The sequence below is a fragment of the Duganella caerulea genome (assembly GCF_040362985.1).
Lineage (GTDB): Bacteria > Pseudomonadota > Gammaproteobacteria > Burkholderiales > Burkholderiaceae_D > Rugamonas > Rugamonas vulcania.
This window is the reverse complement of record NZ_BPWJ01000006.1, coordinates 338190-364321: the sequence shown is the minus strand read 5'-3', so window position 1 is coordinate 364321 and position 26132 is coordinate 338190. Positions and strand designations below refer to the sequence as shown.

The 26132-nt window shown below is 61.4% G+C and carries 23 protein-coding genes; 9 read left to right on the top strand and 14 right to left on the bottom strand.

Going from position 1 to position 26132, the window contains the following annotated elements:
- Positions 1-9: 9 nt before the first annotated feature.
- Both ACUJB0_RS20345 and ACUJB0_RS20340 read right to left on the bottom strand, forming a co-directional pair.
- Positions 10-879 (bottom strand): dioxygenase family protein, encoded by an 870-nt coding sequence (locus ACUJB0_RS20345; RefSeq protein WP_444846809.1) that lies wholly within the window; start codon positions 877-879, stop codon positions 10-12.
- Positions 880-902: 23 nt separating this feature from the next.
- Positions 903-1469 (bottom strand): Spy/CpxP family protein refolding chaperone, encoded by a 567-nt coding sequence (locus ACUJB0_RS20340; protein WP_444846808.1) that lies wholly within the window; start codon positions 1467-1469, stop codon positions 903-905.
- 206 nt (positions 1470-1675) lie between these two features.
- On the opposite strand from ACUJB0_RS20340, the gene ACUJB0_RS20335 reads away from it, so the two are divergent.
- Together ACUJB0_RS20335 and ACUJB0_RS20330 are read left to right on the top strand one after the other, a co-directional pair.
- Entirely contained in the window at positions 1676-2368 is a 693-nt protein-coding gene (locus ACUJB0_RS20335; protein ID WP_444846807.1) for a response regulator, read from the top strand.
- Positions 2369-2371: 3 nt separating this feature from the next.
- Positions 2372-3946 (top strand): HAMP domain-containing sensor histidine kinase, encoded by a 1575-nt coding sequence (locus ACUJB0_RS20330; RefSeq protein WP_444846806.1) that lies wholly within the window; start codon positions 2372-2374, stop codon positions 3944-3946.
- A gap of 65 nt (positions 3947-4011) precedes the next feature.
- On the opposite strand, the gene dcd is transcribed toward ACUJB0_RS20330, so the two are convergent.
- The 4 genes from dcd to ACUJB0_RS20310 all read right to left on the bottom strand — a co-directional run bounded on the left by dcd (position 4012) and on the right by ACUJB0_RS20310 (position 9231).
- Positions 4012-4578 (bottom strand): dCTP deaminase, encoded by a 567-nt coding sequence (dcd, locus tag ACUJB0_RS20325; protein WP_117010344.1) that lies wholly within the window; start codon positions 4576-4578, stop codon positions 4012-4014.
- A 55-nt stretch (positions 4579-4633) separates the two neighbouring features.
- On the bottom strand, positions 4634-5467 hold the full coding sequence (locus tag ACUJB0_RS20320; RefSeq protein WP_444846805.1) for an alpha/beta hydrolase: 834 nt from the start codon (positions 5465-5467) through the stop codon (positions 4634-4636).
- A gap of 76 nt (positions 5468-5543) precedes the next feature.
- Positions 5544-8015 carry a DNA internalization-related competence protein ComEC/Rec2 gene (locus ACUJB0_RS20315; protein ID WP_444846804.1) on the bottom strand — a complete coding sequence of 824 codons (2472 nt, stop codon included), beginning with the start codon at positions 8013-8015 and terminating at the stop codon, positions 5544-5546.
- A 382-nt stretch (positions 8016-8397) separates the two neighbouring features.
- Positions 8398-9231 (bottom strand): hypothetical protein, encoded by an 834-nt coding sequence (locus ACUJB0_RS20310; RefSeq protein ID WP_444846803.1) that lies wholly within the window; start codon positions 9229-9231, stop codon positions 8398-8400.
- A 344-nt stretch (positions 9232-9575) separates the two neighbouring features.
- Between ACUJB0_RS20310 and ACUJB0_RS20305 the strand changes: the two genes are divergently transcribed.
- The 3 genes from ACUJB0_RS20305 to ACUJB0_RS20295 all read left to right on the top strand — a co-directional run bounded on the left by ACUJB0_RS20305 (position 9576) and on the right by ACUJB0_RS20295 (position 12642).
- On the top strand, positions 9576-9968 hold the full coding sequence (locus ACUJB0_RS20305) for a hypothetical protein (protein ID WP_444846802.1): 393 nt from the start codon (positions 9576-9578) through the stop codon (positions 9966-9968).
- 108 nt (positions 9969-10076) lie between these two features.
- On the top strand, positions 10077-11282 hold the full coding sequence (locus ACUJB0_RS20300) for a hypothetical protein (protein WP_444846801.1): 1206 nt from the start codon (positions 10077-10079) through the stop codon (positions 11280-11282).
- 442 nt (positions 11283-11724) lie between these two features.
- Positions 11725-12642 carry a DUF4145 domain-containing protein gene (locus tag ACUJB0_RS20295; protein WP_444846800.1) on the top strand — a complete coding sequence of 306 codons (918 nt, stop codon included), beginning with the start codon at positions 11725-11727 and terminating at the stop codon, positions 12640-12642.
- Between the two features lie 518 nt (positions 12643-13160).
- Here the strand turns inward: ACUJB0_RS20295 and ACUJB0_RS20290 are convergent.
- The 8 genes from ACUJB0_RS20290 to ACUJB0_RS20255 form a co-directional block, all read right to left on the bottom strand.
- Entirely contained in the window at positions 13161-14906 is a 1746-nt protein-coding gene (locus tag ACUJB0_RS20290; protein ID WP_444846799.1) for an ABC transporter ATP-binding protein, read from the bottom strand.
- A gap of 4 nt (positions 14907-14910) precedes the next feature.
- Complete coding sequence (locus ACUJB0_RS20285; protein WP_444846798.1) at positions 14911-15789, bottom strand: SDH family Clp fold serine proteinase; 879 nt, start codon at positions 15787-15789, stop codon at positions 14911-14913.
- A 69-nt stretch (positions 15790-15858) separates the two neighbouring features.
- Positions 15859-16035: a hypothetical protein gene (locus tag ACUJB0_RS20280; RefSeq protein ID WP_444846797.1), complete on the bottom strand. Its 177-nt coding sequence runs from the start codon at positions 16033-16035 to the stop codon at positions 15859-15861.
- 109 nt (positions 16036-16144) lie between these two features.
- A complete protein-coding gene (locus ACUJB0_RS20275) occupies positions 16145-16945 on the bottom strand; it encodes a CsgG/HfaB family protein (protein WP_161083763.1) in 801 nt (266 codons plus the stop codon).
- A gap of 155 nt (positions 16946-17100) precedes the next feature.
- On the bottom strand, positions 17101-18033 hold the full coding sequence (locus tag ACUJB0_RS20270; RefSeq protein WP_444846796.1) for a hypothetical protein: 933 nt from the start codon (positions 18031-18033) through the stop codon (positions 17101-17103).
- An 8-nt stretch (positions 18034-18041) separates the two neighbouring features.
- Complete coding sequence (locus tag ACUJB0_RS20265) at positions 18042-18827, bottom strand: TatD family hydrolase (protein WP_444846795.1); 786 nt, start codon at positions 18825-18827, stop codon at positions 18042-18044.
- Between the two features lie 4 nt (positions 18828-18831).
- On the bottom strand, positions 18832-19527 hold the full coding sequence (gene lolD / locus ACUJB0_RS20260; RefSeq protein WP_444846794.1) for a lipoprotein-releasing ABC transporter ATP-binding protein LolD: 696 nt from the start codon (positions 19525-19527) through the stop codon (positions 18832-18834).
- Positions 19520-20785, bottom strand: a complete 1266-nt coding sequence (locus ACUJB0_RS20255) for a lipoprotein-releasing ABC transporter permease subunit (protein WP_444846793.1) — start codon at positions 20783-20785, stop codon at positions 19520-19522. Before ACUJB0_RS20255 ends, lolD begins: the two co-directional genes overlap by 8 nt.
- A 151-nt stretch (positions 20786-20936) precedes the next feature.
- On the opposite strand from ACUJB0_RS20255, the gene ACUJB0_RS20250 reads away from it, so the two are divergent.
- The 4 genes from ACUJB0_RS20250 (at position 20937) to ACUJB0_RS20235 (ending at position 26062) form a co-directional block, all read left to right on the top strand.
- Positions 20937-21980, top strand: coding sequence for a hypothetical protein (locus ACUJB0_RS20250; RefSeq protein WP_444846792.1), 1044 nt, complete (start codon positions 20937-20939; stop codon positions 21978-21980).
- A 1-nt stretch (position 21981) separates the two neighbouring features.
- Positions 21982-23676 carry a single-stranded-DNA-specific exonuclease RecJ gene (recJ, locus tag ACUJB0_RS20245; RefSeq protein WP_444846791.1) on the top strand — a complete coding sequence of 565 codons (1695 nt, stop codon included), beginning with the start codon at positions 21982-21984 and terminating at the stop codon, positions 23674-23676.
- Between the two features lie 75 nt (positions 23677-23751).
- Positions 23752-23964, top strand: coding sequence for a DUF6434 domain-containing protein (locus tag ACUJB0_RS20240; protein ID WP_444846790.1), 213 nt, complete (start codon positions 23752-23754; stop codon positions 23962-23964).
- A gap of 37 nt (positions 23965-24001) precedes the next feature.
- Complete coding sequence (locus tag ACUJB0_RS20235) at positions 24002-26062, top strand: response regulator (RefSeq protein WP_444846789.1); 2061 nt, start codon at positions 24002-24004, stop codon at positions 26060-26062.
- The last annotated feature ends 70 nt before the right edge of the window (positions 26063-26132 follow it).

Genomic DNA, 26132 nt, shown 5'->3' with positions numbered 1-26132 from the left:
TCGCACCGGTCAGCCTGCCACGCCCACCGTCAGCGTCACCACATAGCCGTCGCTGGCGTTGCCGGTGACGCTGGTCATCTGCAACGCATAGCCATCGCTGAAGATATTGTCGGTCGCATAGCTGATCTGCGCGAGGTTGCGCACGCTGGCGCTGTAGCCGGCGGTGGCGTAGACCTCGTTGAGCGTCGCCATCGGGAAGGTGAACTGCGAGGTCTTGATGCGGTTGGCAGCGCTGGTGCTCTTGGCCAGCGTCGGATAGACCTCGAAGTGCACGTGCGGCATGCGCCCCGAATAGCAGCCGGGGAAGATGGTCTGGAAGGTGACGTTGCCGTTGCTGTCGCTGGCCTGCACACCGCGCAGGTAGTTCTGGTCCGTGACGCCGTTCGAATACAGCGAGTAGTTGCCGTCGCGGTCGCAATGCCACAGGTAGACCGCATAACCGGACAAGGCCGCGCAGCTGCCGTTGGCGTTGACGATCTGCAGTTTGATCGTCAGCGGCACGCCGGCCGCCACGCCGGTCGGGCCGTTGAAGCTGCTGCGGATGTCGCTGCGCACCACGCCCGACTGCGTCAGCACATTGACCACGCCGCTGTTGTTGCTGTTGGTGCCGTCGCCCGGATACGGGCCGCCGGTCTCCTCGGGGATGACCGCGCACGAGCCGTTGCTGGTCGTGGTGGTGGTCGGCGTGGTGGTGGCCGTGCCGGTGGCCGTGCTGGTGCTGTCGCCGGCCGATGAGCCGCCGCCGCAACCGAGAACCGGAAGCGCAGAGGCCCCGGCCAGCAGCCACCGCAAGGTCTGGCGGCGGTCGCTGGCCAGGTTCAGCATGGCGCCCAGGTCGGCCGCCAGGCTGTGTTCGTGGGTGTCATCGTGAGGATGCATCGTGTCTCCTTAAGTAACGCAAATCACGGACGCGCCGCGCGGCGGGCTTCGCCTTCGGCCTGCTTCTTGCGCTGCTCCGGGGTCAGCACCGCCAGCAGCTTCTGTTCGGTACGCACGTGCTGCAAGGCGATGTTGGCCATCGCCGTCGCCGCCTCCTTGGCCAGCGCGGCGGCCTTGGCGTCGTCGTACTGCTCGGAGCGGCCCAGCGCGCGCAGCGCCTCATGCGCCTTGGCGGCGGCCTTGCCCTGCTCCCGCAGATACGGCTGCTCCGCGTGCACGATGGCGAAAACCTTGTCTTCCTGCGCTTCGCTCAATTCAATGCCGTGCGCGAACGGCGGCCGTCCACCCATGCCGGGACCACCGAACGGTGGCATGCCGCCGTGGAAGCCGCCTCCGGGAGCGCGGCCGCCGGGGCCGTGTTCGGGACCGTCGTGCTCGGGTCCTGGTTGACCGTCATGCCGCATCATCGACGGCTGGCCGGCATTGCCGCCCTGGTCGTCGGCACGCGCCGCGCCACCGGCGGCCAATAGCGGCAGCGCCAGGCTGGCAGCCAGCAGGATTTTGTGTACGCTGTTTTTCGAGGTTTTCATTCAAAGCATCCTTGGTCGGTAGGGAGCAATCATTCTCCGGCTACCCCGTGTAAAGCGCAGTAAACCCAAGGTAAATCGATGTAAAGATGGCCGTTTTGACATCGGACTTGCAGTGGGCAATGCGTTGTAAAACCGGGTAAAAGGTGCCCGTGAGCTCGCGCGGGACTGTTATGATCGTTGCATCGACATAAAAAGAAGCACGCGGCATGAAGAGCAAAGTACTGCTGATAGACGACGATATCGAGCTGGTTGGCATGTTCAAGGAATACCTGGAACAGGAAGGCTTCGACGTCAAGATGGTGCACGATGGCGAGGCCGGCACCGCCGAGGCCTTCACCGGCCAGTATTCAATCGCCATCCTGGATGTGATGATGCCGCGCATGAACGGCCTGGAAACGCTGCGCCGCATCCGCACCAACAGCCAGCTGCCCATCCTGATGCTGACCGGGCGCGGGGACGATACCGACCGCATCGTCGGCCTCGAGCTGGGCGCCGACGATTACGTGGCCAAGCCCTGCACTCCGCGCGAGCTGACCGCCCGCATCCGCGCCATCCTGCGCCGGTCGCAGAGCGCGCCGCTCGACAACGGCGCCGCCGCCGCACTGACCGTCGGCCAGCTGACCATGTGGCCCGAACAGCGGCGCGCCGCCTGGGCCGGCCACAAGCTGGAACTGACCAGCACCGAATTCAACCTGCTCGAAGTGCTGGCCCGTAACGCCGGCCGTCCGGTCAGCAAGAACGCCCTGTCGGAACAAGGACTGGGCCGCCCGCTGGCACGCTTCGACCGCAACATCGATGTCCACCTGAGCAGCCTGCGGCACAAGCTCGGCACCATCGCCGACGGCCGCTCCTGCCTGCAAACCGTGTACCGCCTGGGCTATCAGCTGATCAAGGAGTAGCCCGTGGGCCGACTGTTCTGGAAGTTTTTCGTCTGCATCCTGCTGGCGCAGCTGACCGCCATCGTTGGTCTCGGCGGCGCCGTCTGGCTCAGGAACCACAATCAGGAAGCCAACCAGCCGAAAGACCTGGACACCAGCCCGCCGGCCGAGATGGCCATCAACTCGGCCGCCGCCACGCTGGAATATGGCGGCGTCAGGGCCTTGCGCCGCCTGCTGGAGAACATGGAACGGCACCGCGTGTTCGCGGTCGACGAGCAAGGCCATGAGCTGCTCGGACGCGCGGTGACCCCGTCCATGCTGCGCGAGTCGCATGCCCTGCTCAAGCAGGAAGGCAAGCGCCGCGTGGTGCGCCAGGTGGCGGATCCGGAAGGCAAACGATTTATACTGTTTCTACCATCGCACGGCATGGATCTCGACCGCCCGCTGATGGCCGGCCTGGGCGGCGCGCAGATGGCGCTGCAGGGCGGCCCGCCGATGCCGCGTGGCCAAGGCTCGGGCTTGGGTCCAGGTCCGGGGCCAAACCCAGTGCCAGGACCCCAACCGGGCCAGGCTTACGGCCAGTTCCCCGGCCCCGATCCCCGCTACGACCCAAGCCGCGCCGGCGCCCCGCCGGACGCGCCGCCCAACGGCCGCGGCTACGGCGGGCCCGGCGACATGCGCGGCCCGCGCTTCCAGCCGCTGACGCTGTGGGTGCCGATCGCCGCCGCCACCGTGGCCAGCCTGCTGTTCGCGATGCTGTTGGCGTGGTACTTCTCGCGCCCGATCCGCGCGCTGCGGCAAGCCTTCGACGCGGCCGCCGGCGGCGACCTGTCGCCCCGCTTCGGCGCCGGCGGCAAAGGCAAGCGCAGTTCCGAACTGAACGACCTGGGCCGCGACTTCGACCGCATGACGGCGCGCCTGCGCAGCCTGATCGACGGCCAGACGCGGCTACTGCACGACGTCTCGCACGAGCTGCGCTCACCGCTGGCGCGCTTGCAGGCGGCGATCGGTCTGGCGCATCAACAGCCCGAAAAGCTGGCCGCGTCGCTGGAGCGCATCGAACGGGAAAGCGTCCGCATGGACAAGCTGGTGGGTGAGCTGTTGACGCTGGCCCGCCTGGAAGCGGGCGCCATCAAGGCCAGCGAGGAGGAAATCAGCATGGCCGAGTTGCTGGAACAGATCGCCGACGACGCCAACTACGAGGCCTCCAGTCAGCAGCGCAGCGTGGTACAGGAAGGGGAAGCCGACGTCATGGTCGCCGGCCAGGCCGACCTGTTGGGGCGCGCCATCGAGAACGTGGTACGCAACGCCATCAAGCACAGTCCCGAGGGCGGCGTGGTGCAGCTGCAGACCCGCACCCTGCCCGACGCGCGCCAGTTGTGCATCCGCGTGCTCGACCGCGGACCGGGCGTGGCGGCGGCCGACCTGGCGACCATCTTCCAGCCCTTCTTCCGCTCCAGCAGCGCCAGCACGGAAGGACACGGCCTGGGCCTGGCCATCGCGCAGCATGTGATCGAGGCCCACGGCGGCAGCATCACGGCCAGCAACCGCGCGGACGGCGGCCTGTGCGTGGAAATGACGCTGCCGGTGAAAGGCTGACGCGGCGGCCCGCAAAACAAACGCGGGCCGAAGCCCGCGTGTTGTAAAGACCGGTAAAGCGCGGCTTATGCCTTGGGCAAGGTCACGCCGTGCTGGCCCTGGTACTTGCCGTTGCGGTCCTTGTACGACACGTCGCACACTTCATCGCTCTCGAAGAACAGCACCTGCGCGCAGCCCTCGCCGGCGTAGATCTTGGCCGGCAGCGGCGTGGTGTTGGAGAATTCCAGCGTCACATAGCCTTCCCACTCGGGCTCGAACGGCGTCACGTTGACGATGATGCCGCACCGGGCGTAGGTCGACTTGCCCAGGCAAACCGTCAACACGCTGCGCGGGATGCGGAAATATTCCATGGTGCGGGCCAGCGCGAACGAGTTCGGCGGGATGATGCAGACGTCGCTCTTGACGTCGACGAAGGAATTCGAATCGAAGTTCTTCGGATCGACGATGGTGCTGTTAATGTTGGTAAAGACCTTGAACTCGTCGGCGCAACGGATGTCGTAGCCGTACGACGACGTGCCGTAAGAGATGACCTTGCGGCCTTCTTCCTGGCGTACCTGGTCCGGGAAGAACGGCTCGATCATCCCATGTTGCTCCGCCATACGGCGTATCCATTTGTCGCTTTTAATCGTCATCGCAAGGCATTCCTAAAGTTCAGGGGCGGCGCAACAGCGCCGAATGCCCAAGATTTTACGCGAAAGCCCGCTTTTTAAGAACTTTTTTACCAGAATCGCTCAGCAGCCCGGCGATCATCTCGCGGGTGGCCTGCGCCGCCAGCGCCGGCGACTCCATCGGGAACAGGTGGCCGCCCGGCACGATGCGGAAGTGCTTGCCCACCAACGCCTGCGTATGGCCCAGGCCGGACTGGCTGGTTTCCCAGGAATCGGTGCCGCCGATGAAGCCGATCGGCGCCGGGAAGCGGCCGCGCACCAGCTTGGGCAGGTGGTGCGGCAGGCTGGCGTAGATGCTGGTCTCCACCTCGCGGGTGAAGCGCAGTTGCACGCCCTCGGGATGGGGCTTCAGGCCGCTCGCCATGTAGTCCTCCAGCACGCCCGGCGCCCAGGCGGCGAATAGGTCCTTGCCGGCGAAATGCTGGTAGGCCGCCCGCGCGTCCGGCCACACGTTGCGGCGGCGGATGGAGAACTTCGCCGGCGGCACGCGGTTGGCGTTGCCGCTCATTTTGATCAGGCGCCAGAACAGCGCGCGCCAGCCGGCCACCACCGGCGCGTCCAGCATCACCACGCAACGCACCAGGTCCGGGCGGGCATGAGCCACCATCAGGCTGAGCATGCCGCCCAGCGAATGGCCGACCAGGATCACCGGCTCGTCGTAGCGCGAAGTCAGCTCGTTGATGTATTCGTCGACCAGCGCCGGCCAGCCGTCGCTGACCGGGTAGCGCGGGCTGTGGCCGTGCATGTCCAGCGCCTGGATGTCGAAATCGTCGGCCAGCAGCTCGAAGTACTGGCGGTACACGCCAGCCGGGTAGCTGTTGGCATGGGCAAAATGCAGCTTGGGCTTGCTCACAAGCGGTCTCCGTATGATTGTTTTCGGACCATTGTAATGGCACTTCCCACGGCAGGCTTGGGGGAAAGGCTCTAATTTAGCGGCCGTACCAGTAGCGTGCGTGCGCCTGGCGGTAGGCTGCGATATCGATAGTGTCGCCGAAATCCAGCGTCAGTGCGCCCGTCTGGTCGGTGCGCAGGCGTTCGATATGCAGCTCACCGTAGCGATCATAGACTTCCGGCTTGGGATGATGATAGCGATTGCGATAGCCCACCTGGAACACGGCGGTCCGCGGATGGACCGCCTGCAGGAAGGCCGGCGTGGACGACGTGCCGCTGCCGTGGTGCGGCGCCAGCAGCACGTCGGCGCGCAGGATGGCGCGGTCGCGCTGCAGCAGCGCGGCCTCTTGCGCGGCTTCGATGTCGGCGGCCAGCAGCATGGCTTTGCCGCCGGCGGTGATCTTCAACGTGCAGCCGCGCGCGTTCGGCTTGAGCGACGCGTCGGCATAGCTGGCCGGCAGCGGATGCAGCATTTCGAAGCGCACGCCGTCCCAGGTCCAGCGCTGACCCGCCGCGCAATGCACGTGCTGGCGCGCGGCGCCTGCAATCGGATGCTGCATGGGCAGCGACGACAGTACCCAGTCCACCCGCACGCCATCCAGTACCGTCAATGCGCCGCCTGAGTGGTCGATGTCGCTGTGGGTGACGACCATGCCGTCCAACGCGGCGATGCCGCGCGCCTTCAGGTAAGGCAGGATGACGCGGTTGCCGGCGTTGGAGTTGGGTGCATAAGACGGTCCGGTGTCATACAGCAGGCGATGATGGCTGGTTTCGATCAGCAACGCCATGCCCTGCCCCACATCGAAGACTGTGACGGTCATGCGCCCCGGCGCCGGATGCGAAGGCTCTGCGGCCAGCAGCGGTATCCACGTCGCGAGACCCAGCCAGCGCACCGGCCAGCCGCGCGGCGCGAGCAGCCAGATGGTGCCGCACGTGGCCCAGCAGAACAGCCAGAACGGCGGCGTCGGCGCGCTCCACACGGCATAACGCAAGCCACTGAACCATTGCAGGCAGACGGCCAGCCACTCCACCAGCAGGTGCGCGAGGCCCAGCACAGGCCCCGCCAGCGGCGCGGGCAGCATGCTGCCGACCAGCGCGAGCGGCGTGACCACAAGGCTGACCAGCGGGATCGCCACCGCGTTCGCCAGGGGGCTGACCACCGACACCTGCGCGAACAGCAGCATCGTCAACGGCACCAGGCCGAATGTGACGGCGTACTGCGTGTGGGCGCCAGCATGCAAGGCCTGCCAGAGCCGCTCGCGGCGCGAAGGCCCGGGCACATGCCCGTCGCTCTGCGCGGCGCGAGGAGGACGCGCAGGCCTCAACGCGACGCGCCCAACGGTGGCATACAAGATCGTGGCCACCGCTCCGAACGAGAGCCAGAAGCCTGGCCACAACACCGCCCACGGATCGATCAGCACCACCACGCCGAGCGCGCTGCACAGCACCTGCGTCACGCTGGCGATGCGGTTCGACCACAGCGCTACGGCGACCACCATCAGCATGTACAAGGTGCGCTGCGCCGGCACGCCGAAGCCGGCCAGCAGCACGTACAACAGCGCCACCATCGCGCCGACCAGCGCCGCCACTTTTTGCGCAGGCAGCAGCAAAGGCAGTTGCGCGCGCGTGAAGAAGGAATGGCGCCACAGGTAGAATGCCGCCAGCGCGAACAACCCCGCCACCATCGTTATGTGCAAACCGGAGATGGAAATGAGGTGGCCGATGCCGGTGCGGTTGAAGACGTTCCAGTCGGATTGGTCGATGCCGCGCTGGTCGCCGACCACCAGCGCGACGATCACGCCCGCATAGGGCTTTTCCGGCAGCGCTGTCTGTATGCGTGCGCGCAGCAACGCGCGCGTGTGCTCGATCACATTGCCGGCGCTGAAGACGAAACTATCGAGCCGGCGGTTGCCCTGCGCCGGCCGCACATAGCCCGTCGCGCGCAGGCCCTGCTCCAGCAGCCACACTTCGTAATCGAAGCCATACGGGTTGGCGTTGCCGTGCGGCCGTTGCAGCCGCACCGTCAGCTGCCAGCGCTCGCCGGGCTGCACGTCGCCCACTTCGGTCACCTGATCGCGAAAGCCCGCGTACCAGCCCAGCGAGATATGCGGCGGCACCGCGTTCCGCGCGCCGTTCAACACACGCTCCACCGCGAAACTGAAACGCACGCCCTGATCGAAGCTGTACGGCAGATTATCGATGGTGCCGACCAGTGTGAAGTCGCGGCCTTCATCGGCGAGGGCAAGCTGCGGGGCCAGCACGCGCTGCGCCATCCACGCGGCCCAGAAGAATCCAACCACGCCGCCGGCCAGCAAGGAAGTGGCACAACGCAACGCGGCCCGCGCGTGCAAACCGAGACATACAGCACGCCGCCGCAACCAGCCACGCCACAGTCCAAGCCAGAGCGCGAACACCAGCGCGGCGGCCACGCCGCCCAACGCGGACGGCAGCGTCGCCTGCGTTTGCAGCAAGACCGCTCCCGCAGCGAAGCCTGTCAATACCACCCTCATCGCGCCGCCGCTCCTCAAGTATCGCAACAGTCCGATACTACGCAGATGCGACAACGAGGCACAGGCAACCGTGTCGTATGTTGATACAGATCAGCCGGTGCGGTAGGCGGTCAGCTGATTCTGCATCAGGTGGAAGTACAAGCCGTCGCGTTGCTGTCTCAGCTCCGCGTGCGCGCCCTGCTGCACAATGGCGCCGCGTATCCGGTGATTCAGGTGGCTATTTAAAAACGTTGTGGCTATCTAAGCCATTCCTGCATCCGTACCGTTTCTAGAGTAGCGATGAAATACTTTAAAAGTATCAAACCAAAATACTTGGTAAACATTTCATCGCGTTATCACAGACCTACTGTGACCAGTCGCTCGCATAATACTTAATGCAAAGTTATTTAAGAGCTGGCGACTGCGGAGCCGAAAGAACCTCTTTGGCCTTATCAAGAGGCTTATCTGACAACTCAACTGCAATTTTATTTGCTTGGTCTGTTTGTTTTTGCGCGTCGGCCAATTGAATAAGTTGACTTAAACCAGCTTTAATTGAGCAAGCATCATCATACAGCCGAATATCAGCCAATGCCTGAGACATGTCATATTTAACCGCGGCACCCGGTGTGTTACTTTGTGCTTGTTTTGCTGTGATATATATCTTTACACGAGTACGCTGCGCCACTATCGCGCTTTCCAGAGCCTGGAAGGTTTTATCGAAGTAATATGCGCTATTGAACGACTCGACACCTTTTCCAACAACGAGATTGCTAACACTAAGGACTGCCGAAACCTGCGGATTCTTAAATGCAGTTCCTGCGCTCACGCCAGTTGCCATGTCGCCAATGAAACTTTTTGTAAAATCCAGTCCAGCCTTGTTGGCAAAGGCACGCTGTAAGAAATTAGAACAATTTAATTCAGATAGGCTGATTAAGAAAGAAATTGCGGTATCTCGTGTACCGGTAGCATCGGCAGGCAAAAGTGTTTTCGTCAATTGACTAGCATCCGCAGAAACATAAAGACATTCCTTTGTCGCACTACCACTACCGTCAGCATAGTCCGCTGCTTGATCTTTCATACAGTGAAGTGTGACTAGCCCGTTGAGCTGTGTTGGAAGTGCGATTGTAGCGGCTGACGGAAAATGGGTAACGGGTTGACTTCTTAGATATTCTGCTGTACCGGCACACCCCGACATAAACAAGCACATTGATAGTTTTAATAGTAGTCTTGCTTGCATGAGATACTCCTAACGAGAGAGTTAATTCCATTAGAGACGACTGGAGCTATGAGCATATACGCCGTTCTCTTGCCATGATGAATTCACAATCCGAGAAAAATTGTGTACGCGTATGTTGCGGCTGCTCAATGTCAAATATACATCTTGCCAAACTGCAAAAATACGCACTTTGTAACAACGGGCCTTGACAAAGGGTTCATCGCAATGTGCGAGATAACAAGAGCTGGATAAAATGCCATCTGGTTGCAAATTTGCAACGTTACCTATCATTCTGAGATGATCCAATGGGAGAAGGTCAATCGAAGGTACTGAGCGAGCGGAAGCTGTCTCGTGTCGTCAACGTAATGAAGAAGAAAGCGTACGCCAAACAAACGTCGCCCCACTCTATTGTTCATCCGGTGAAGGGGATGGCCGCGCTGCGCATCAAGCATGTTCTCGGCGTCGATGGCAACCTGCTCGAAGAGATCAACTTAACCGGCTCCATGACTAAAGGTAGCAAACAGCGACATGCGTACCTGGCCCCGCGATCCGCGACTTCATCGCCGAACGCCAGCAGCGCGAAGGCATCTCGTTCAACCTTGAAGCGCCACTGCTCAAGTCGCGGAAAGACAGCTCGTTTTCGCCGAACAGTTGCAGCAGCTCTTTCATCGCATGTACAGGATGCAAAGGTACAGGGCGCATCTAGTCACAGCGGTCGACTCAGTTTCCAATTCTTGTATTCGCTAAGGATTATTTAGTAAAGCTTCTCATATCAAGAACTTTGATAGCATTCAGCACTGCTTGCTGGCCGTGAAGATTTTCGTGGTAAATTTATGTGTTATCAAATTTTCTTAAACGGGGTCAAAATGAGCGAGCAAGAAAAGCCGGTTCAATCGAAAACAATAGAAGATCCAGCAGGGGTAGCGTCCATACCCGCGAAACGTGCGAGGCCCAAGAAAAACAATGCCAAAACAACAATTGCAGGACAGTCTAATCCAAAACTCGTCACAAAAACCGGCTCCTCACGAAAATCTGCGGCAAAGAAACCTCCTCGCCCTAAAAAGCCATTTCCCTCAGTTACACTTGAGGATGCAACTGTAATCCCACAGAAGATAAAAGAGCTTAATGGTGGGAATCCGTGGCGCCCAGCCGATGTCGCACAAGCGATGGGCCGAAGTGAAAAGTCGAGTCCATTTTTTTATCTGGCTGCGGGGGCACGAGATTATGGCCTAACGGATGGCACAAGAGATACCGAAAAAATATCTATTGCGCCTATCGGCCGTGATTTTGTTTATGCTGGCAACCAAGATCAAGAACGAGAAAGCCTACAACGAGCTTTTTTTAATGTCAGTCTGTTCAAAGATGTTTACGCTCACTATAAGGGATCAACTCTTCCAGAGCTAAAATATTTGGGCAACACCCTGACTTCAGAGTTCAACTTACAATCCGAATTTCACGAAGAATTCCATCGACTTTTTCAGGAAAATTGTCGCTTCATTCAAAAATATGGGGATTTAAAGGATGAAAATATAAGCCGTGCTGGCGAACAAAATAAGGACGGTCCATCAGGTAGCGTAATTACTCTTGCTATGCCAGAAAAAGGCACGAAACTTCGAATTTTCGTTGCCCTGCCATTTTCAGAAAGACGGGGGAATTGGCCAAAGGGCTTCTTTAGTGAAGTCTTAAATGCGCTTATTACCCCTGCTGGAGTGGACGCCGGATTTAGGGTCGAGACTGCTAGAAAAGAAGGGTCGGATATAATACAAGCCACGATCGTGAACGATCTACTAAACGCAGATTTAGTTGTAGCGGACCTTACTGATCACAACCCAAATGTTTTATTCGAACTAGGGATGCGTATGGCTTTCGACAAGCCAGTTGCGCTTATAAGAGCAGAAGGAACCGGAGCAATTTTCGACGTGGATAGCATGCTACGAGTTTGGGAATATAGTCCTAATCTCTGGCGCTCCTCATTAGAGAGCGACATCCCTGCATTAACCGCACATATAAAAGGCGCCTGGGAAAGTCGGAACTCCGGAAAAACATATCTCGCGTTACTTAAAGAGCAATGAATAAAATAATCTTTTGAGACATCACCACGCAGCACAAAAAAAATTAATTTCAATCGAAGGTTGATTATGAACATAAAGCAATTATTTAGTGAAGAACTTCGCGGACTGCAAAAAGAAGATAGAACAACAGCTCAAGTACGTCAGCTAACAGAGCGTGACGAGACCGCCGACAGATTTACAACATCGCTCATGGCCTCGGTCTGACGTCGAATGATCTACTTGAAAAAGGTGGGACTAAGCCCGTTAAGGCAAAGGTGGTTGTGCAGTGCCGAAATCCTAGCGATGCCTCGAAAGAACAGACCGGCCGTGGTCGTCAATCAAAAAAACGGGTTCAAGTGGCATTAGATGCGGGGCTGCAAGCTGGATTCGTTGCAGATATAAAGCCTTGTCAAATTTCCTAAGGCTCCCTGCCCAAAAATAATTAAAACTCACCGAGGATGTTATGGCAATCGAATCTCCGCTTTTTCAGAGTGCTATGGAATTATTGGGGCATTCATTATCACACTACAATGGAAAAAATGAACTTGACAGGAAGCTTGTAATTTTGCATTTAGCAAATACTGTTGAACTAGTACTTAAAGATTTAGTCTTGGATGCAGGAGAATCAATTTACAAGAGTCCCAAAGAAACAATTACTATCCAGGGCTGCCTTTCGGCGTTAGAGGCAAAAGGAATCAAGCTTCCTTTCCTCAACAAAATTGAACTTTTGATAGACGAACGGAATGCCTTACAGCATCGATTCGGGTCTCCAAATCAGTTGACTAGCATTTTCTACATGTCGATAGCTCAGCAATTTTTTAAGGAGGTTCTTAAGAGACACTATGGGCTGGATTATGAAGAAGTAATTGCACAATTTACCGACGAACAGGCTCTCGCCGCGTTCCGTCTTAGCGAACCTTCGAATGATCAAGAATTGGAAAAACTACAAGAACTTGCGAAACTTCATCCATTGGGCGCCTTATTATCAGCATGGACCTATTTTGAGAGAAAAACTGACGACTTCTTAACATTAGTAGGCATGGATTTTGGACACCGAGGTCCATTTTTTATGGAGCTGGCAAAAGGGAGACTTGACCGTATAGGCATAACGATTGATGACGATTTACGAAAATCAATTGATGAAATCAGACGCGTCCGTAACTTGGCGGCTCACGGGAAAAGAGAGCCAACTCGCGAAGAGGTTGCCCGAACAATTGAGGTTATCGAACGACTAGAGGATCGCCTCAAACAACTGGATATTGGAAGTATTCAGTTACTAGCAAAAGCAGAAAAAGAGAGTTATGAGGCAAAGCGACAGTCTTATCGTTCTCAGCCCATATTGGATGTAGATGCGCAGCAGATCACACTTGGCATAGGTTGATATATAGTCGCAATCGCGAAACTACGGATTCATCAAATTATTGCGAGATTGAATTTTGTCGGCGCCACAGGGGGCGGCCAGAGCATCGACTGGCACATGGCTAGTATGTTTCTTCATCGCCCACCCTGGCGCCCTCAAGGCGCTAGTTAGCCTTGTTTGCGGAACCTCGCGAAGTTCCATGCACCTCTTCAGCAGACAGCGCTGGCGCTTCGAGAACTAACCTGTACTTCTTCTTGCCTCGGGGTTCGCAGCGATCTTCAACATCTCAGCACCGGCCTGCTTAATGCCTTCATCAACAGTAATCAACTCCACAGTCCCTCCTTCCCCTTTCTTCAAACCGATGAACTGCTTCTGACGGTTGTGACTCCATTGCAGCTCGCACCACGTGGAGCGATTCACAAAGTCGAGATAAAGTAGCTCACCTCATTAAGCTCGGTATCTGTCAAGTATCGCAACAGTCCGATACTACGCAGATGCGACAACGAGGCACAGACAACCGTGTCGTATGTTGATACAGATCAGGCAGTGCGGTAGGCGGTCAGCTGGTTCTGCATCAGATGGAAGTACAAGCCGTCGCGTTGCTGGATCAGCTCCGCGTGCGCACCCTGCTGCACAACGGCGCCGCGCTCCATCACCAGTGCGCGATCGGCCTTGACGATGGTGGAATAGCGATGCGCGATGACGATGGTGGTGCGCCCTTCCATCAACTTGTCCAGCGCCTGCTGCACTTGCAGCTCGCTGGCCGAATCGAGCGCGCTGGTGGCTTCGTCGAGAATCAGGATCTTCGGGTCGCGCAGCAAGGCGCGGGCGATGGCGATACGCTGCTTCTGCCCTCCGGACAGCTGCACGCCGCGCTCCCCCACCACGGTATCGTAACCGTGCGGGAAGCCGGCGATAAAATCATGCGCGTTGGCCAGCCGGGCGGCATCGGCCACTTCATCGCGCGTCACCTGCCGGTCCGGCACGGCGAAGGCGATGTTCTCGAAGATGCTGCCCGAGAACAGCGACGGTTCCTGTTCGACGATGGCGATGTGCGCGCGCACGCCAGCCACGTCCAGCTGTTCCGACGGCACGCCGTCGAAGGCGATGCAGCCCTGGTGCGGACGATAGAAGCCCAGTATCAGGCTGGCGATGGTGGACTTGCCCGCGCCCGACGCGCCCACTAGCGCCACGTTTTCGCCAGCCGCGATCGCGAAGCTCACGCCATCAAGTGCCACCTTTTCCGGCCGCTCTGGATAGACAAAGCTGACGTCGCGGAATGCCAGGGCGCCGCGCAGCGTCACCGCGCCTACCGGTGCCGCGACGGGCTGCGCTTCGCTCTCGATGATTTCAAACACCCGTTCCGTGGCGCCGATGGTACGCATCCAGTCGCTCCAGAAGTCGCTGACCGCGCCGGATGAACTGGTGACCATGCCGGCGTAGATCACAAAGCTGGTCAGCTCCCCCACCGACAAGCTGCCCTGCCCGATCAGCCTCGACCCCAGCCACAAGGTCAGCAGCAGCAGCAGGTACATGACGAATGACGACACGCCCCGGAACGCCGCCAGCAAGCGCGCGTTGGCGATGGCCGCCGTCAGCGCATGCGAGGTGGCGTCGGCATATTTGGCGCCGGCGGCGCGTTGCTGGTTGAAGGCATGCACCAGCCGGATGTTGGTGAAGTATTCGTGCGCCACGCCGCCACATTCCGCTTGCCGCTGCTGGATGTCGCGCGAGCGCCGGAGCACTTGCTTGCCCAGCCAGTCGCCCATGTACAACGTCAGCGGAACGTAGACCAGCAGGATGAGGCTAAGCACCGGCGAGATCAACAGCAGCATGACGACGCAACCAGCCAACACGCACAGCGAGCGCAGTGAGATGGCCAGGCCCATGGTCAGCGTGTCATGCAGGATTTCGACGTCGGCCGACAGGCGGCTGGTCAGTTCGCCGACGTTGTGCTTGTCGTAGAAACCCACCGGCTGCCGTATCAGCGCGCCATACAGCAGGCGGCGGATGCGCGCGACGATCATATGTCCGGTCGATTCGAACAGGTAGTAGCGCATCGTGGTCGCCACGGCCTGCAGCGCCAGCACCGCCGTCACGATCGCGGCGAAGGGAGCGAACCAGCTGTTGTCGCCCTTCATGCCGATATGGTCGATGAAGTATGAAAGCGCCTTCGGATAACTCAACTCCACCAGCACCGTCAAGGCCATGAACAACAGGCCCAGGGCCAGGCGCGGCGCGAATGTGCGCAGCAGCGCGAGCCGTTGCAGGTGCGGATTGCTCATCCGTTCAGACGGAGCAGGACCAGCGCGGCAGCAATCCATCCGGCCGCCGATAGCGCACCGCCACGCCGTCGCGCGTGGCCAGCAAGGCATCCTGCACCGGCGCCTCGAGCGAGGCCCGGGCGCCGCCACCAATATGGGCTTGCAGCATCCGCGAGATGTCCCACGCCAGGTCGTCTATCGCCGGCTCGCTCCTCACCCGCAGCCCCAAGGCCGCCAGCTCTTCACCGGTGATCGCATAGTGATGCGAATGGTAGCCGGACATCAGGTGCTCGACGATGCGGGCGCGCGCCTCGGCATCGCGCTGCGGCAGCTGATGGCGCAGCAGTTCCTCGCCAATCTGGCGCAGCTCCAGCGTGGTGCGGTAGAACGCGGTCAGCGTCGGCGGGAACACGCTTGCGCTCAACAGCGACAAGGCTTCCGCGCGCGCCTGCCCCTCGTCCGCGCCGAACCAGGCGGCGCACATCTCGCCGAAGCGCTGGATGTCCTGGGAAGATACCGCGGTGGATTCGCCGCCATCGGCATCGCCCTGCAGGTGCGGATCGATGGGCGAGAAGATGGCCAATTCGCCGGCGATGATTTCGTCGCCCGCGAGCGTCAACAGCGTGGCCGACGATTGGCAGTGGAACGGCACGATGAAAGTCAATCGCTGCGTGTACTCGCGCAGCAGCAGCGCGATGCGGCGCGCGGCGTTGACGACGCCGCCCCGGCATTGCAGCACGACGTCCAGCCGCTCGGCGCGGCCAATGGCGCGCAGCTGACGGTACAGCTCCGGCAGCATTTCCATGTCCAGTTGGGACGCCGCCATCACCAGCACGCGGCTGCCGCGCTGTGCTTCGAGTTGCTTGATTTTTTCCGGGAGATGTTCGTTCAGTGCATGCGGCATGCGGCCTCCGGCAAGAGCGATGCCGCGCCGCTGGACGGCAAGCGTCCGGGGCGCGGGACGGTCAGAAGCTTAGCACCAGATGCCGGCGTCGGCGATCCGGTTGCGCGGGCCGCGGGCGTCAGGACCCGAGCAGCCAGCCAGTGCCACGCCTTCGCGTGCTTTCCACTGCGGCGCGGCTTTCACGGCGCCGGCTTTTTTCTCTGCCAGTTTGAATGCAAACAGCTTTGCCTCATTTTGCTTTTTCATTTGTAGAACCTCTTCAGATAGTTAAAGTTCAAACGATGACCACGGATAGTGGTGCAAGAAAGGTATCATTGCCGTTTATTCATGTCAATAAAACACAGTTACCGCTGCGTCATTTCACCGACACATCGGTGGACTTGACCGCCACGCGCTCGGTGATGTTCTTGGCGGCGATGGTTTCGGTCAGGAAGGAAGTCGACTTGACCAGCAAGTCACGCGCGACTTCTTCCAGCGGTGAGCCGCTGATGCTGGCGTGATTGCCGCCAAGGCCGACGCCGCCGCCCCAGCCCAGGGCCGACACGCCGAAGCCGTTCTTCTCATTGTTGGCCTGGAAGGTTTTGGAGGCGATGATCTTGGCGCGCTTGACGTCCACCACGCGGATGTCCATGTTCATGTGCACCTTGGATTTCTTGAAGTCGACCGAGCCGGCCAGCAGGCCCAGCGGACCTTTGAGGAAACCCAGGCCGCCCAGGCCGGTGGAGCTTTGCTCGAAGCCCAGCGAGGTGATCGAACCGGTGATCATGTAGTCGGCCGCTTCGGCCTCGACCTTCTTGCCGATCAGCGCCAGTTCCTTGTTGATCTCTTCCATTTCGGCGCGCTCCTGCACGTCGAAGCAGCCGGTCTGCGTGAGCGCGGTGGCCAGCATTTCGGTCATGCCGGTGCCGACGCCGGTGTAGCTCGGCTGCGCCACATTGCCCTGGCGCTCCCACCAGCGGTACTGGCGCGGGTCCTGCTGGCCGGCGCCGGACGAGCAATCGGCCGATTTGCACTTGAACTCGGTGAACACGACTTTGGCGGCCGGATTGGCGCACTTGGGCACATCGATCTGGCGCTCGGCGACCTCGCTCGAGTCGGCAAGGCACAGGACGGGGACAAACAGGAGGGCGGCGGCAATGCCAGCGTGAGATTTCATCGTAGGGATCGTGAGAGTGGAGGGAAAAACATTGGCAATTATGCACCACACCCCGATCTGCAATTCTATCAAAATGTCACAAAGACATGATAAATGAATAAACTTTAAGTTCGCGCAACACTTCCCCCGAAATTTTGTGCTTGAGCTTGCTTGGCTTATTGCTTTACCGGCTTGCAACTTCTTGAATACGAGACCTTGCCGTTCGACGTAGCCGCCATTCCGGTAAAAATATGCCAGTCGGTGGACGAGGTGTGCACCCGGCACACGAACTCCTGCGCTGGCGATGTCGCTGAAATATCGGGAATGGGGTCCAGCTGGACCGTCACCTTGTCCACCGCGGCGGCGCTGGACGGCGCGCTGACCAGATCGGCGTAGCCCCAGTTATTGGTGACTTTTGCGAGATCCACATCGTAGACGCGGTAGACCTGCGCCGTGAGCTCCGCAGGAATTCCCGCGACATTGGCCAGCACATCCTGTACGCGCAAGCCAGGGCATTGCGCCGTTGGGGCTTTCATCTCAACGAAGATGGTGGCCTCGGATTCAACGACGACGATGAACTTGACCGGCTGCCACAGCTCGGTCCTTCGCCTGGAACGCGGAACCTCTTTCAACACCAGGCACCTTTCACGCGGCAATTGAACAATCACCTTGTGATCGTCCTCGGCACCGCTGTTCTGATAAAAGACGATCTTCTGCTTATAGTCGGACGTTTCTCTATCGTCAGCGACGGTATCCAGCACCCGCGCGGCCGGCTTGAAACTGTACGAAGGAACCAGATTGGCGACACCGGTAAAGTTGCGGGCTGGCTCTCCGAGTTCCGCAGTGATGATCGGCGTCCAATTGCTTGAGGCCACATCGAAGTGGGCGAACGTATAGTCCACCGGAGCGGGATCTTCACACTTGCGGTAGCAACTCGGGCAATCGACGGCGCACGACTGATAGGCCTTGAGCAGCGGGAAACGCTGGTCCAGCGTCACGGTGCGGATCCTGGTATTGAAGGAGTCGAAATTAAAGCTCGGGTACGCGCACCCGCTCAACATGGCGAACGACGCCACTACCGTCAACCAACGGATCAATCTCATCGTCATAAACATCCTTACATGCGGGGTAGTGTTTGTTTGGCGTTTGCCGTGGTCGCGGACGCGACCTCCTCCACGCTAATCCCGCGCAGCTCCGCCAGCACGGCGCCGATGCGGGGAATCTGGTCGGGACTATTGCGGCCGGGATGGACCCAGCTCGGCGCGATATCCGGGGCATCGGTTTCCAGCACGATGGCGTCCATTGGCAGCTCGGCCGCCAGGCGGCGGATTTGCAGCGCGCGCGTGAAGGTCATGGCGCCGCCGAAGCCCAGTTTGAAACCCAGCTCGATGTAGCCCTGCGCCTGCTGGAAGCTGCCATTGAAGGCGTGGGCGATGCCGCCCGCCGGCCGGATCTGGCGCACGTGCTTGAGCACCACGTCCTGCGAGCGGCGCACGTGCATCAGCACCGGCAGCCCGAAATCGCGGGCGATCTTGAGCTGCTCGCGGAAGAAGAAAATCTGCTTCTCGCGCATCGCCGGCTCGGTCAGCATCGGAATGAAAAAATCCAGGCCGATCTCGCCCAGCGCGACGAAGCGCTTGTCGCCCATCGCGGCGGCGACCTGCTCGCGCAGCACGCGCAGGTCGTCCTCACTGGCGTGCGGCACGTAGATCGGATGGATGCCCAGCGCGTAGCAGCCGTTGTCCACGCTGGCGGCCAGCTGCGCCACCAGCGGGAAATTGGCCACCGCCACCGCCGGGATCACGATCATCGACACGCCCTGCTCCCGCGCCAGCGCCGCCTGCGCGGCGGACTCGCCGCCGAATTCGTGCGCGTCGAGGTGGCAGTGGGTGTCTATCCACATGACGTCAGTCCTGGTATGGCTGCAGGCCTTCGTCGGTCAGGCGCAGCACGCGGTCGCAGCGGCGCGCCAGCTCGATATCGTGGGTGACGATGATGAAGGCCGTGCCCAGGGTGCTGGACAGCTCCAGCATCAGGTCGAAGATGGTCTGCGCGGTGGCGTGATCGAGATTGCCGGTCGGTTCATCGGCCAGCACGCAGGCGGGCTGCGTGACCAATGCCCGGGCCAGCGCCACGCGTTGACGCTCGCCGCCGGACAGCTCGCCCGGCACGTGCGTGACGCGCTTGGCCAGGTTGACGCGCGAGAGGATCTGCTGCGCCACGCTGGTCGCCTCGGCGCGCTTGACGCGGCGTATCATCAGCGGCATCGCCACGTTATCGAGCGCGCTGAATTCCGGTAGCAGGTGATGGAACTGGTAGACGAAGCCCAGCGAAGCGTTGCGCAAGTCGCCGCGCGCGGTTTCGCTCAGGCTCGCGAAGTCCTTGCCCAGCAAGGTCACGCTGCCCTTGGTCGGCGTATCGAGGCCGCCCAGCAGGTGCAGCAGCGTCGATTTGCCGGAGCCGGACGCACCGACGATGGCCACGCGTTCGCCGCGCCGCACGTCGATGTCGATACCGTTCAGCACCTGCACCGAGTAGGCGCCTTGTGTGAACGTTTTGCCCAGGTTGCGGCAGGACAGGACCACAGGTTCGAGATTACTCATAGCGCAGCGCCTCCGCAGGTTTCACGCGGGCGGCCCACCAGCTCGGGTACAGCGTCGCCACAAAGGCCAGCGCCACGGCGACCCCACCGATCTTGGACACGTCCGGCCAACGCAGGTCGGATGGCACGGTGCTGATGTAGTAGATATCCTTCGACAAGAACTGCACTCCCAATAAATGTTCGATAAACGGCACGATGACGTCGATGTTGAGCGCCACCAGCACGCCCAGGCCCACGCCGATCGCGGTGCCGAGGATCCCCACCAGCGCGCCCTGGATCATGAAGATCTTCATGATCGAGCGCGGCGAGGCGCCCAGCGTGCGCAGGATGGCGATGTCGGCCTGCTTGTCGGTCACGGTCATCACCAGCGTCGACACCAGGTTGAACGCGGCCACCGCGATGATCAGCGTCAGGATGATGAACATCATGCGCTTCTCGGTCTGCACGGCGGCGAACCAGTTGGCGTTCAGCTTGGACCAGTCGCGCATGATCAGGTCACCGGACATGCTGTTCTTCAGGTCCTGCGCCACTTGCGGCGCGCGGTGCATGTCCGACAGGCGCAGGCGCAGGCCGGCCGGCGCGTCCATGCGCAGCAGTTTTTCGGCGTCGGTCAGGTGGACGAAGGCCAGCGCCGAATCGAACTCGTTGTGGCCCGCCTCGAAGATGCCGACCACGGTGAACGAGCGCAAACGCGGCAGCACGCCGGCCGGCGTGGGCTGGCCCTGGGCCAGCGCCAGCGTGACCTTCTCGCCGAGGTTGACGCGCAGCGCGCGCGCCAGCTCGATGCCCAGCACGATGTTGTAGCTGCCCGGCTGCAGCGCGTTGAAGCTGCCACGTTTGGTCTGCTTGGCGACGTCGGAAACGTTGGGTTCCTGCTCCGGCAGCACGCCGCGGATGATGGCGGGACGCAGCACGTCGTCGCGCACCAGCATGCCCTGGGTCTCCGCGAACGGCGCCGCGCCGATCACTTCGGGATTCTTGCGCGCTTCGGCGGCGGCGGCGTGCCAGTCCGGCATTGAGCCACGGGCGTCGAAGATCTCGACGTGGGCCAGCACCGACAGCATGCGGTCCGTCACTTCCTTCTGGAAGCCGTTCATCACCGACAGCACGACGATCAGCGCGGCCACGCCCAGGCCAATGCCGGCCATGGAAATGAGCGAGATAAAGGAGATAAAACTATTGCGCCCGCTGCGCTTGCCGGCCCGCGTGTAACGCAGGCCAACCAGCCACTCAAAGGGCAGATTCTGGATAATGCTCATGGGCTCCGTAGGGAATCAAACTTGGTGAGCCCGCAGTTTGCCATATAAACAGCATGTCATGGGTGAAAAAAGGCCGTGCCGGGCAGCGGCGGGGACGTCGGCAAGCCATGTAAACATCCCGCCGCAGCCCGCTATGCCCTACAATCTCGGGATGACTGAAATCACCCTTGCCCTGCCCTACGCGCTGCCCCCGCCGGAGATGGCGCCCGACCTGATGCGCGCCCTGAACACCCCCGCCCTGGCAGCACTGTTGTCTCTCAATAAACACTATCAATACCGGACTTACGACGCGAAAGCCCGGCTGCTGCCGCACGAAGCCTGGTTGGCGCACGCACTGGGACTGGCGTCCGCGCCCGATCAGCAAGACACCGGCGCGCCGCTGGCCACCGCCGTCATGCACGGCTGCGGCCTGCAGGCGGAGGCCGCGCAAGGCCATTGGTTCATCGTGCAGCCGGCGCACATCCAGCTGTCGCGCACCCACCTGCTGCTATCCGACCCGCGCGGCATGCACCTGAGCGAGGCGGAATCGCGCGCGCTGTACGATCTGGCCCGTCCCTGCTTCGAAGAGCAAGGCAAGACGCTGCTGCACGCAGCGCCCGGCCTGTGGTTTGCGCGCGCCGACGAGTGGGCGGACCTGGACACCGCATCGCCCGACGCCGCGACCACGCAGAACCTGAGCGACTGGATGCCCGAGGGTGAATACGCGCGCCCCTACCGCAAGCTGCAAAACGAAATCCAGATGCAGTGGCACGAGCAACCGGTCAACGAAGCGCGCCAGGCGCGCGGCCTGCAGGCGGTGAACTCGTTCTGGCTGTGGGGCGGCGCCGGTCCGCTAAAGGCCACACCGCACGCGCTGGCGATCGGCGGTGGCCCGGACTGGATGCAGGCGCTGGCCGCGCCCGCGCTGCGCCAACCGTCGGCCGATCAGATGATCGCCCAGCCGGGCGAGGTGATGCTGGCCGAGCTGATACCGTCGGCGCAAGCCGGCGACTGGTCCGACTGGATCACCCGCATGCAGCGCATCGAACAGGAATGGCTGGCGCCATTGCTGGCGGCCTTGCGCGATGGCCGCATCAGCGGCTTAAAGCTGGTGCTCAGCCACCGCAACGGCTGGTCCAGCGTCGAGACCAGCAAGCTCTCGCTGCGCAAATTCTGGCGCAAGCAAAACCTGAACCTCTTACTGAAGCAAGCCTGACATGACCCGTATCGCCATCCGTCCCTGCCCGTTCCGCGAATCCGAAATGCTGCGCCAGGGCGGCATCCATCCCGTGCTGGCGCGTCTTTACGCGTCGCGCGGCCTGACCGACGTCAAGGAGCTGTCGAGCGAGCTGGCGGCCATGATCCCGCCATCGGGCCTGCTGCACATCGACGCCGCCGCCGTGTTCCTGGCCGATTCCATCGCCGCCAGCAAGCGCATGGTAATCGTGGCCGACTACGATTGCGACGGCGCCACCGCCTGCGCGGTCGCGCTGCGCGGCCTGCGCGCCATGGGTGCCAACATCGACTTCATCGTGCCTAACCGCTTCGAATACGGCTACGGCCTGACGCCGGAGATCGTCGAACTGACCGCGCGCGAAAAGCAGCCGGACATCATCATCACCGTCGACAACGGCATCGCCAGCATCGACGGCGTGGCGGAAGCCAACCGGCGCGGCATCGAAGTGGTCGTCACCGACCACCACCTGCCAGCCGACACCCTGCCCGCCGCGCGCGTGATCGTCAATCCGAACCAGCCGGAATGCGGCTTCCCGAGCAAGCATATCGCCGGCGTCGGCGTGGTGTTCTACGTGCTGCTGGCGCTGCGCGCGGAGCTGCGCAAGCGCGGCGTGTTCGACGCCCAGACCCAGCCCAAGCTGGACAACCTGCTTGACCTGGTCGCGCTGGGCACCGTGGCCGACGTGGTGCGGCTCGATCCGAACAACCGCATCCTGGTGGCGCAAGGCCTGAAGCGCATGCGCGCGGGCCGCATGCACGCCGGCGTGGCGGCGCTATTCCGCGTGGCCGGCCGCGAGCCGCGCAACGCCAATCCCTTCGACCTGGGTTTCGCGCTGGGCCCGCGCCTGAACGCGGCCGGACGGCTGGAGGACATGTCGCTGGGGATCGAATGCCTGATCACCGACGACGAGGGCCGCGCATGGCAACTGGCGCAGCAGCTCAATGAAATCAACCTGAAACGGCGCGAGATCGAAGCCGAGATGCAGGACGCCGCCTTGCTACACCTGGACGCGTTCGAGCCGGCCAACAGCAGCACCATCTGCGTGTTCGACGAATCGTGGCACCAGGGCGTGATCGGCATCGTCGCCTCGCGTCTGAAGGAGAAGTTCTTCCGCCCTACCATCACCTTCGCGCCCGGCGCCGACGGCTGGATCAAGGGCTCCGGCCGATCGATTCCCGGCTTCCACCTGCGCGACGCGCTGGACCTGGTGTACAAGAAGGCGCCGTCGCTGATCGACAAATTCGGCGGCCACGCGATGGCGGCCGGCCTGACGCTGCGCGCCGACGCCTTCGACGCCTTCGCGGCGGCCTTCGAGGAAGTGGGCCGTGCGTGGCTGAGCAAGCAGCAGCTGGAGCGCGTGATCGAAACCGACGGCCCGCTGGAAGACGCCTATTACACCACCGCCTTCATCGACCTGATGGCCGGCCAGGTGTGGGGCCAGGGCTTCGCGCCGCCGGTGTTCTGCGACGAGTTCCGCGTGGTGAGCCAGCGCATCCTGAAGGAACGCCACCTCAAGCTGCTGCTGGAGAAGAACGGCGCCCGCTACGACGCCATCTGGTTCGGCCACGTCGACTCGCTGGGCGAACGCGCCAAGGTCGCGTTCCGGCTCGACGCCAACGAATACAACGGCGTCACCAAGGTGCAGCTGATGGTGGAACATGCCGAGCCGGTGTGAGAATGCGTGTACTTTTCACATGGGCATGATGGTATTCTGAGCATTCCGGTCTTGCTACCCATGGAGCGCGAAAATATGAAATTCGATTGGCATGGCGGGCTAATATCGCCCTCGACTGAAATTGATGCCGGCTACCGGAACACGCAGAATGTCCGGCGCTTTCTTTCCGGCGAGTGCGGGCCGGACTTCAAATTCGACCGCGACCTGATGGCCTGGATGCGCAACGGCGGCGCGAAAAACATGGCCGACGTGGTGGAAGAATGGAAGCGCCGGCGCGGCCGTAACTGACTGTCGCGAAATCAGGACTACAGCCTAACGGGAACATATGGAATCGACAGTTCCAAATGACGAGTTCATCCGGTCGAATTTCCCCAGGCTGGCGGCGGCACTGGAATACATGCCGGTCGGCGTGACGATCGTCGACCGCGACTTGACGATACGCTTCTGGAACCCGGCCTTTTGCCAGGTGCAGGGATTTCCGGATGAGGTGATGCATCCCGGCGTCACCATGGCCGAAGTGTTCCGCTACATTGCCTTGCGCGGCGACTACGGGCCTGGCGCCATCGACGACCTGGTGGCCGTCCGGGTCGGGCTGTGCCTGAAGTTCGAACCCCACAATTTCACGCGCACCATGGCGAGCGGCGTACGGCTGAACATCATCGGCCGCCCCATTTTTGCCGCGGACGGCACGGTCAGCGGATTCGTGACCATCTACCACGATGTGACGGCCGAGAAGCGCCACGAGGAAGAGCTGGAGGCCAAGAACAACGAGCTGCAGCAGGCCAAGCAGCTGGCCGAGGCGGCAAGCCAGGCCAAGGGACAGTTCCTGTCCAATATGAGCCACGAGATCCGCACGCCGCTCAACTGCGTCATCGGCATGGCCTACCTGGCCTTGAAGACCGAGCTCGACCCGCGCCAGCGCGACTACCTGGAAAAAATCCGCTTCGCCGGCGAGCACGTGCTGGGCATCATCGACGATATCCTCGACATTTCCAAGATCGAGGCCGGCAAGCTGGAAATCCAGCATATCGATTTTTCGCTCGACCACGTGATGCAGACGCTGACCACCGTGGTGGCGCCGAAGGCGGCCAGCCGCAAGCTGGAGCTGGTGTTCGATCTCGATCCCGCCCTGCCGCCGACGCTGGTGGGCGATCCGCTACGGCTCGGGCAGGTGCTCATCAACTACACCAACAACGCCATCAAGTTCAGCGAACACGGCCGGATTGAGATCCGGGTGCGCCAGCAGGCCAGCGACGGCCACGGCTGCCTGCTGCGTTTCGAGGTGAGCGACCAAGGCATCGGCCTGTCCCAGGCGGAGATGGCCAAGTTGTTTGTCTCGTTCCAGCAAGCCGACACGTCGACCACGCGGGAATATGGCGGCACCGGCCTCGGCCTGGCGATCTGCAAGGAGCTGGCCCAGCTGATGGGCGGCGATGTCGGCGTCGACAGCCAGCAAGGTGTCGGCAGCACGTTCTGGTTCACGGCCCGGCTTGGCGTATCGGACAAGACCGTGTCCATGCTGATCAACCAGCTCAGCGACGCCGCCGCCGAGTTGCTGGCCAGCGCCCACACATCGGCCGCGACGGTGGCACTCAAGGTCGCGCGCATTCTGCTGGTCGAGGACAATGTCTTCAATCAGCAAATTGCGCGGGAGATGCTGGAGGAAGTCGGCGCCGCCGTTTGCATCGCCAGCAACGGCGTCGAGGCATTGGAACTGCTGCGCCAAGCGCAATTCGATTGCGTCCTGATGGACTTGCAGATGCCGCAAATGGACGGGCTGGAGGCGACCCGCCGCATCCGCGCCGATCCGCAACTGGCCAGGCTGCCGGTATTGGCGATGACGGCCACCGCCACCATCGACACCCGGGCGCGTTGCATTGAAGCCGGCATGAACGGTTTCATCTCGAAGCCCATCCAGCCGAGCCTGATGCGCCAGACCATCGCCAATTGGCTGCCGCAAGGCGCGCTGCTGACGGCGCCGCCTGAGCCGCGCCTTCCGGCAGTGGTCGCCGAGTCCGCACCTTGCGGCGACGCGGCCGCGATCGACTTCTCGGTGCTGGCCACGCTGTTCGACGACGACATGCCGAAGGTGCGCAAGTTCGCCGTCAAATTCCTGCACAGCGCGCAGACTGGCGTTCACGACATGGAGGAGGCGCTGGCGCGTGGCGAAATGCAGGCGCTGCGCGACCTGGGCCACCGCATCAAATCGTCGGCGCGCAGCGCGGGCGCTTTCGGCATGGCCGAGTTGTGCTGGAAGCTGGAGCAACTGACGCCGGAGGACTCGGGCAGCGAGGCCGCGTCCGCCCAGCGCCTGGTGGCGCAACTGAGGGAGTCGCTGGAACAAGTGGCGGCGCAAATCATGCGGAACACGGACGACGCCGTCTGAAATAGTGGCGCCATGCTGGACCTTTGGTATTGCAAACCGGGGCCACTTCGTCAGCCAGATGTATCCCAAC

Bases quoted from the DNA above. Each gene is read 5' to 3' on its own strand.
- ACUJB0_RS20345 (WP_444846809.1), bottom strand. From the start codon at position 879: ATGCATCCTCACGATGACACCCACGAACACAGCCTGGCGGCCGACCTG.
- ACUJB0_RS20340 (WP_444846808.1), bottom strand. From the start codon at position 1,469: ATGAAAACCTCGAAAAACAGCGTACACAAAATCCTGCTGGCTGCCAGC.
- ACUJB0_RS20335 (WP_444846807.1), top strand. From the start codon at position 1,676: ATGAAGAGCAAAGTACTGCTGATAGACGACGATATCGAGCTGGTTGGC.
- dcd (WP_117010344.1), bottom strand. From the start codon at position 4,578: ATGACGATTAAAAGCGACAAATGGATACGCCGTATGGCGGAGCAACAT.
- ACUJB0_RS20315 (WP_444846804.1), bottom strand. From the start codon at position 8,015: ATGAGGGTGGTATTGACAGGCTTCGCTGCGGGAGCGGTCTTGCTGCAA.
- ACUJB0_RS20310 (WP_444846803.1), bottom strand. From the start codon at position 9,231: ATGCAAGCAAGACTACTATTAAAACTATCAATGTGCTTGTTTATGTCG.
- ACUJB0_RS20305 (WP_444846802.1), top strand. From the start codon at position 9,576: ATGAAGAAGAAAGCGTACGCCAAACAAACGTCGCCCCACTCTATTGTT.
- ACUJB0_RS20300 (WP_444846801.1), top strand. From the start codon at position 10,077: ATGAGCGAGCAAGAAAAGCCGGTTCAATCGAAAACAATAGAAGATCCA.
- ACUJB0_RS20295 (WP_444846800.1), top strand. From the start codon at position 11,725: ATGGCAATCGAATCTCCGCTTTTTCAGAGTGCTATGGAATTATTGGGG.
- ACUJB0_RS20290 (WP_444846799.1), bottom strand. From the start codon at position 14,906: ATGAGCAATCCGCACCTGCAACGGCTCGCGCTGCTGCGCACATTCGCG.
- ACUJB0_RS20285 (WP_444846798.1), bottom strand. From the start codon at position 15,789: ATGCCGCATGCACTGAACGAACATCTCCCGGAAAAAATCAAGCAACTC.
- ACUJB0_RS20280 (WP_444846797.1), bottom strand. From the start codon at position 16,035: ATGAAAAAGCAAAATGAGGCAAAGCTGTTTGCATTCAAACTGGCAGAG.
- ACUJB0_RS20275 (WP_161083763.1), bottom strand. From the start codon at position 16,945: ATGAAATCTCACGCTGGCATTGCCGCCGCCCTCCTGTTTGTCCCCGTC.
- ACUJB0_RS20270 (WP_444846796.1), bottom strand. From the start codon at position 18,033: ATGACGATGAGATTGATCCGTTGGTTGACGGTAGTGGCGTCGTTCGCC.
- ACUJB0_RS20265 (WP_444846795.1), bottom strand. From the start codon at position 18,827: ATGTGGATAGACACCCACTGCCACCTCGACGCGCACGAATTCGGCGGC.
- lolD (WP_444846794.1), bottom strand. From the start codon at position 19,527: ATGAGTAATCTCGAACCTGTGGTCCTGTCCTGCCGCAACCTGGGCAAA.
- ACUJB0_RS20255 (WP_444846793.1), bottom strand. From the start codon at position 20,785: ATGAGCATTATCCAGAATCTGCCCTTTGAGTGGCTGGTTGGCCTGCGT.
- ACUJB0_RS20250 (WP_444846792.1), top strand. From the start codon at position 20,937: ATGACTGAAATCACCCTTGCCCTGCCCTACGCGCTGCCCCCGCCGGAG.
- recJ (WP_444846791.1), top strand. From the start codon at position 21,982: ATGACCCGTATCGCCATCCGTCCCTGCCCGTTCCGCGAATCCGAAATG.
- ACUJB0_RS20240 (WP_444846790.1), top strand. From the start codon at position 23,752: ATGAAATTCGATTGGCATGGCGGGCTAATATCGCCCTCGACTGAAATT.
- ACUJB0_RS20235 (WP_444846789.1), top strand. From the start codon at position 24,002: ATGGAATCGACAGTTCCAAATGACGAGTTCATCCGGTCGAATTTCCCC.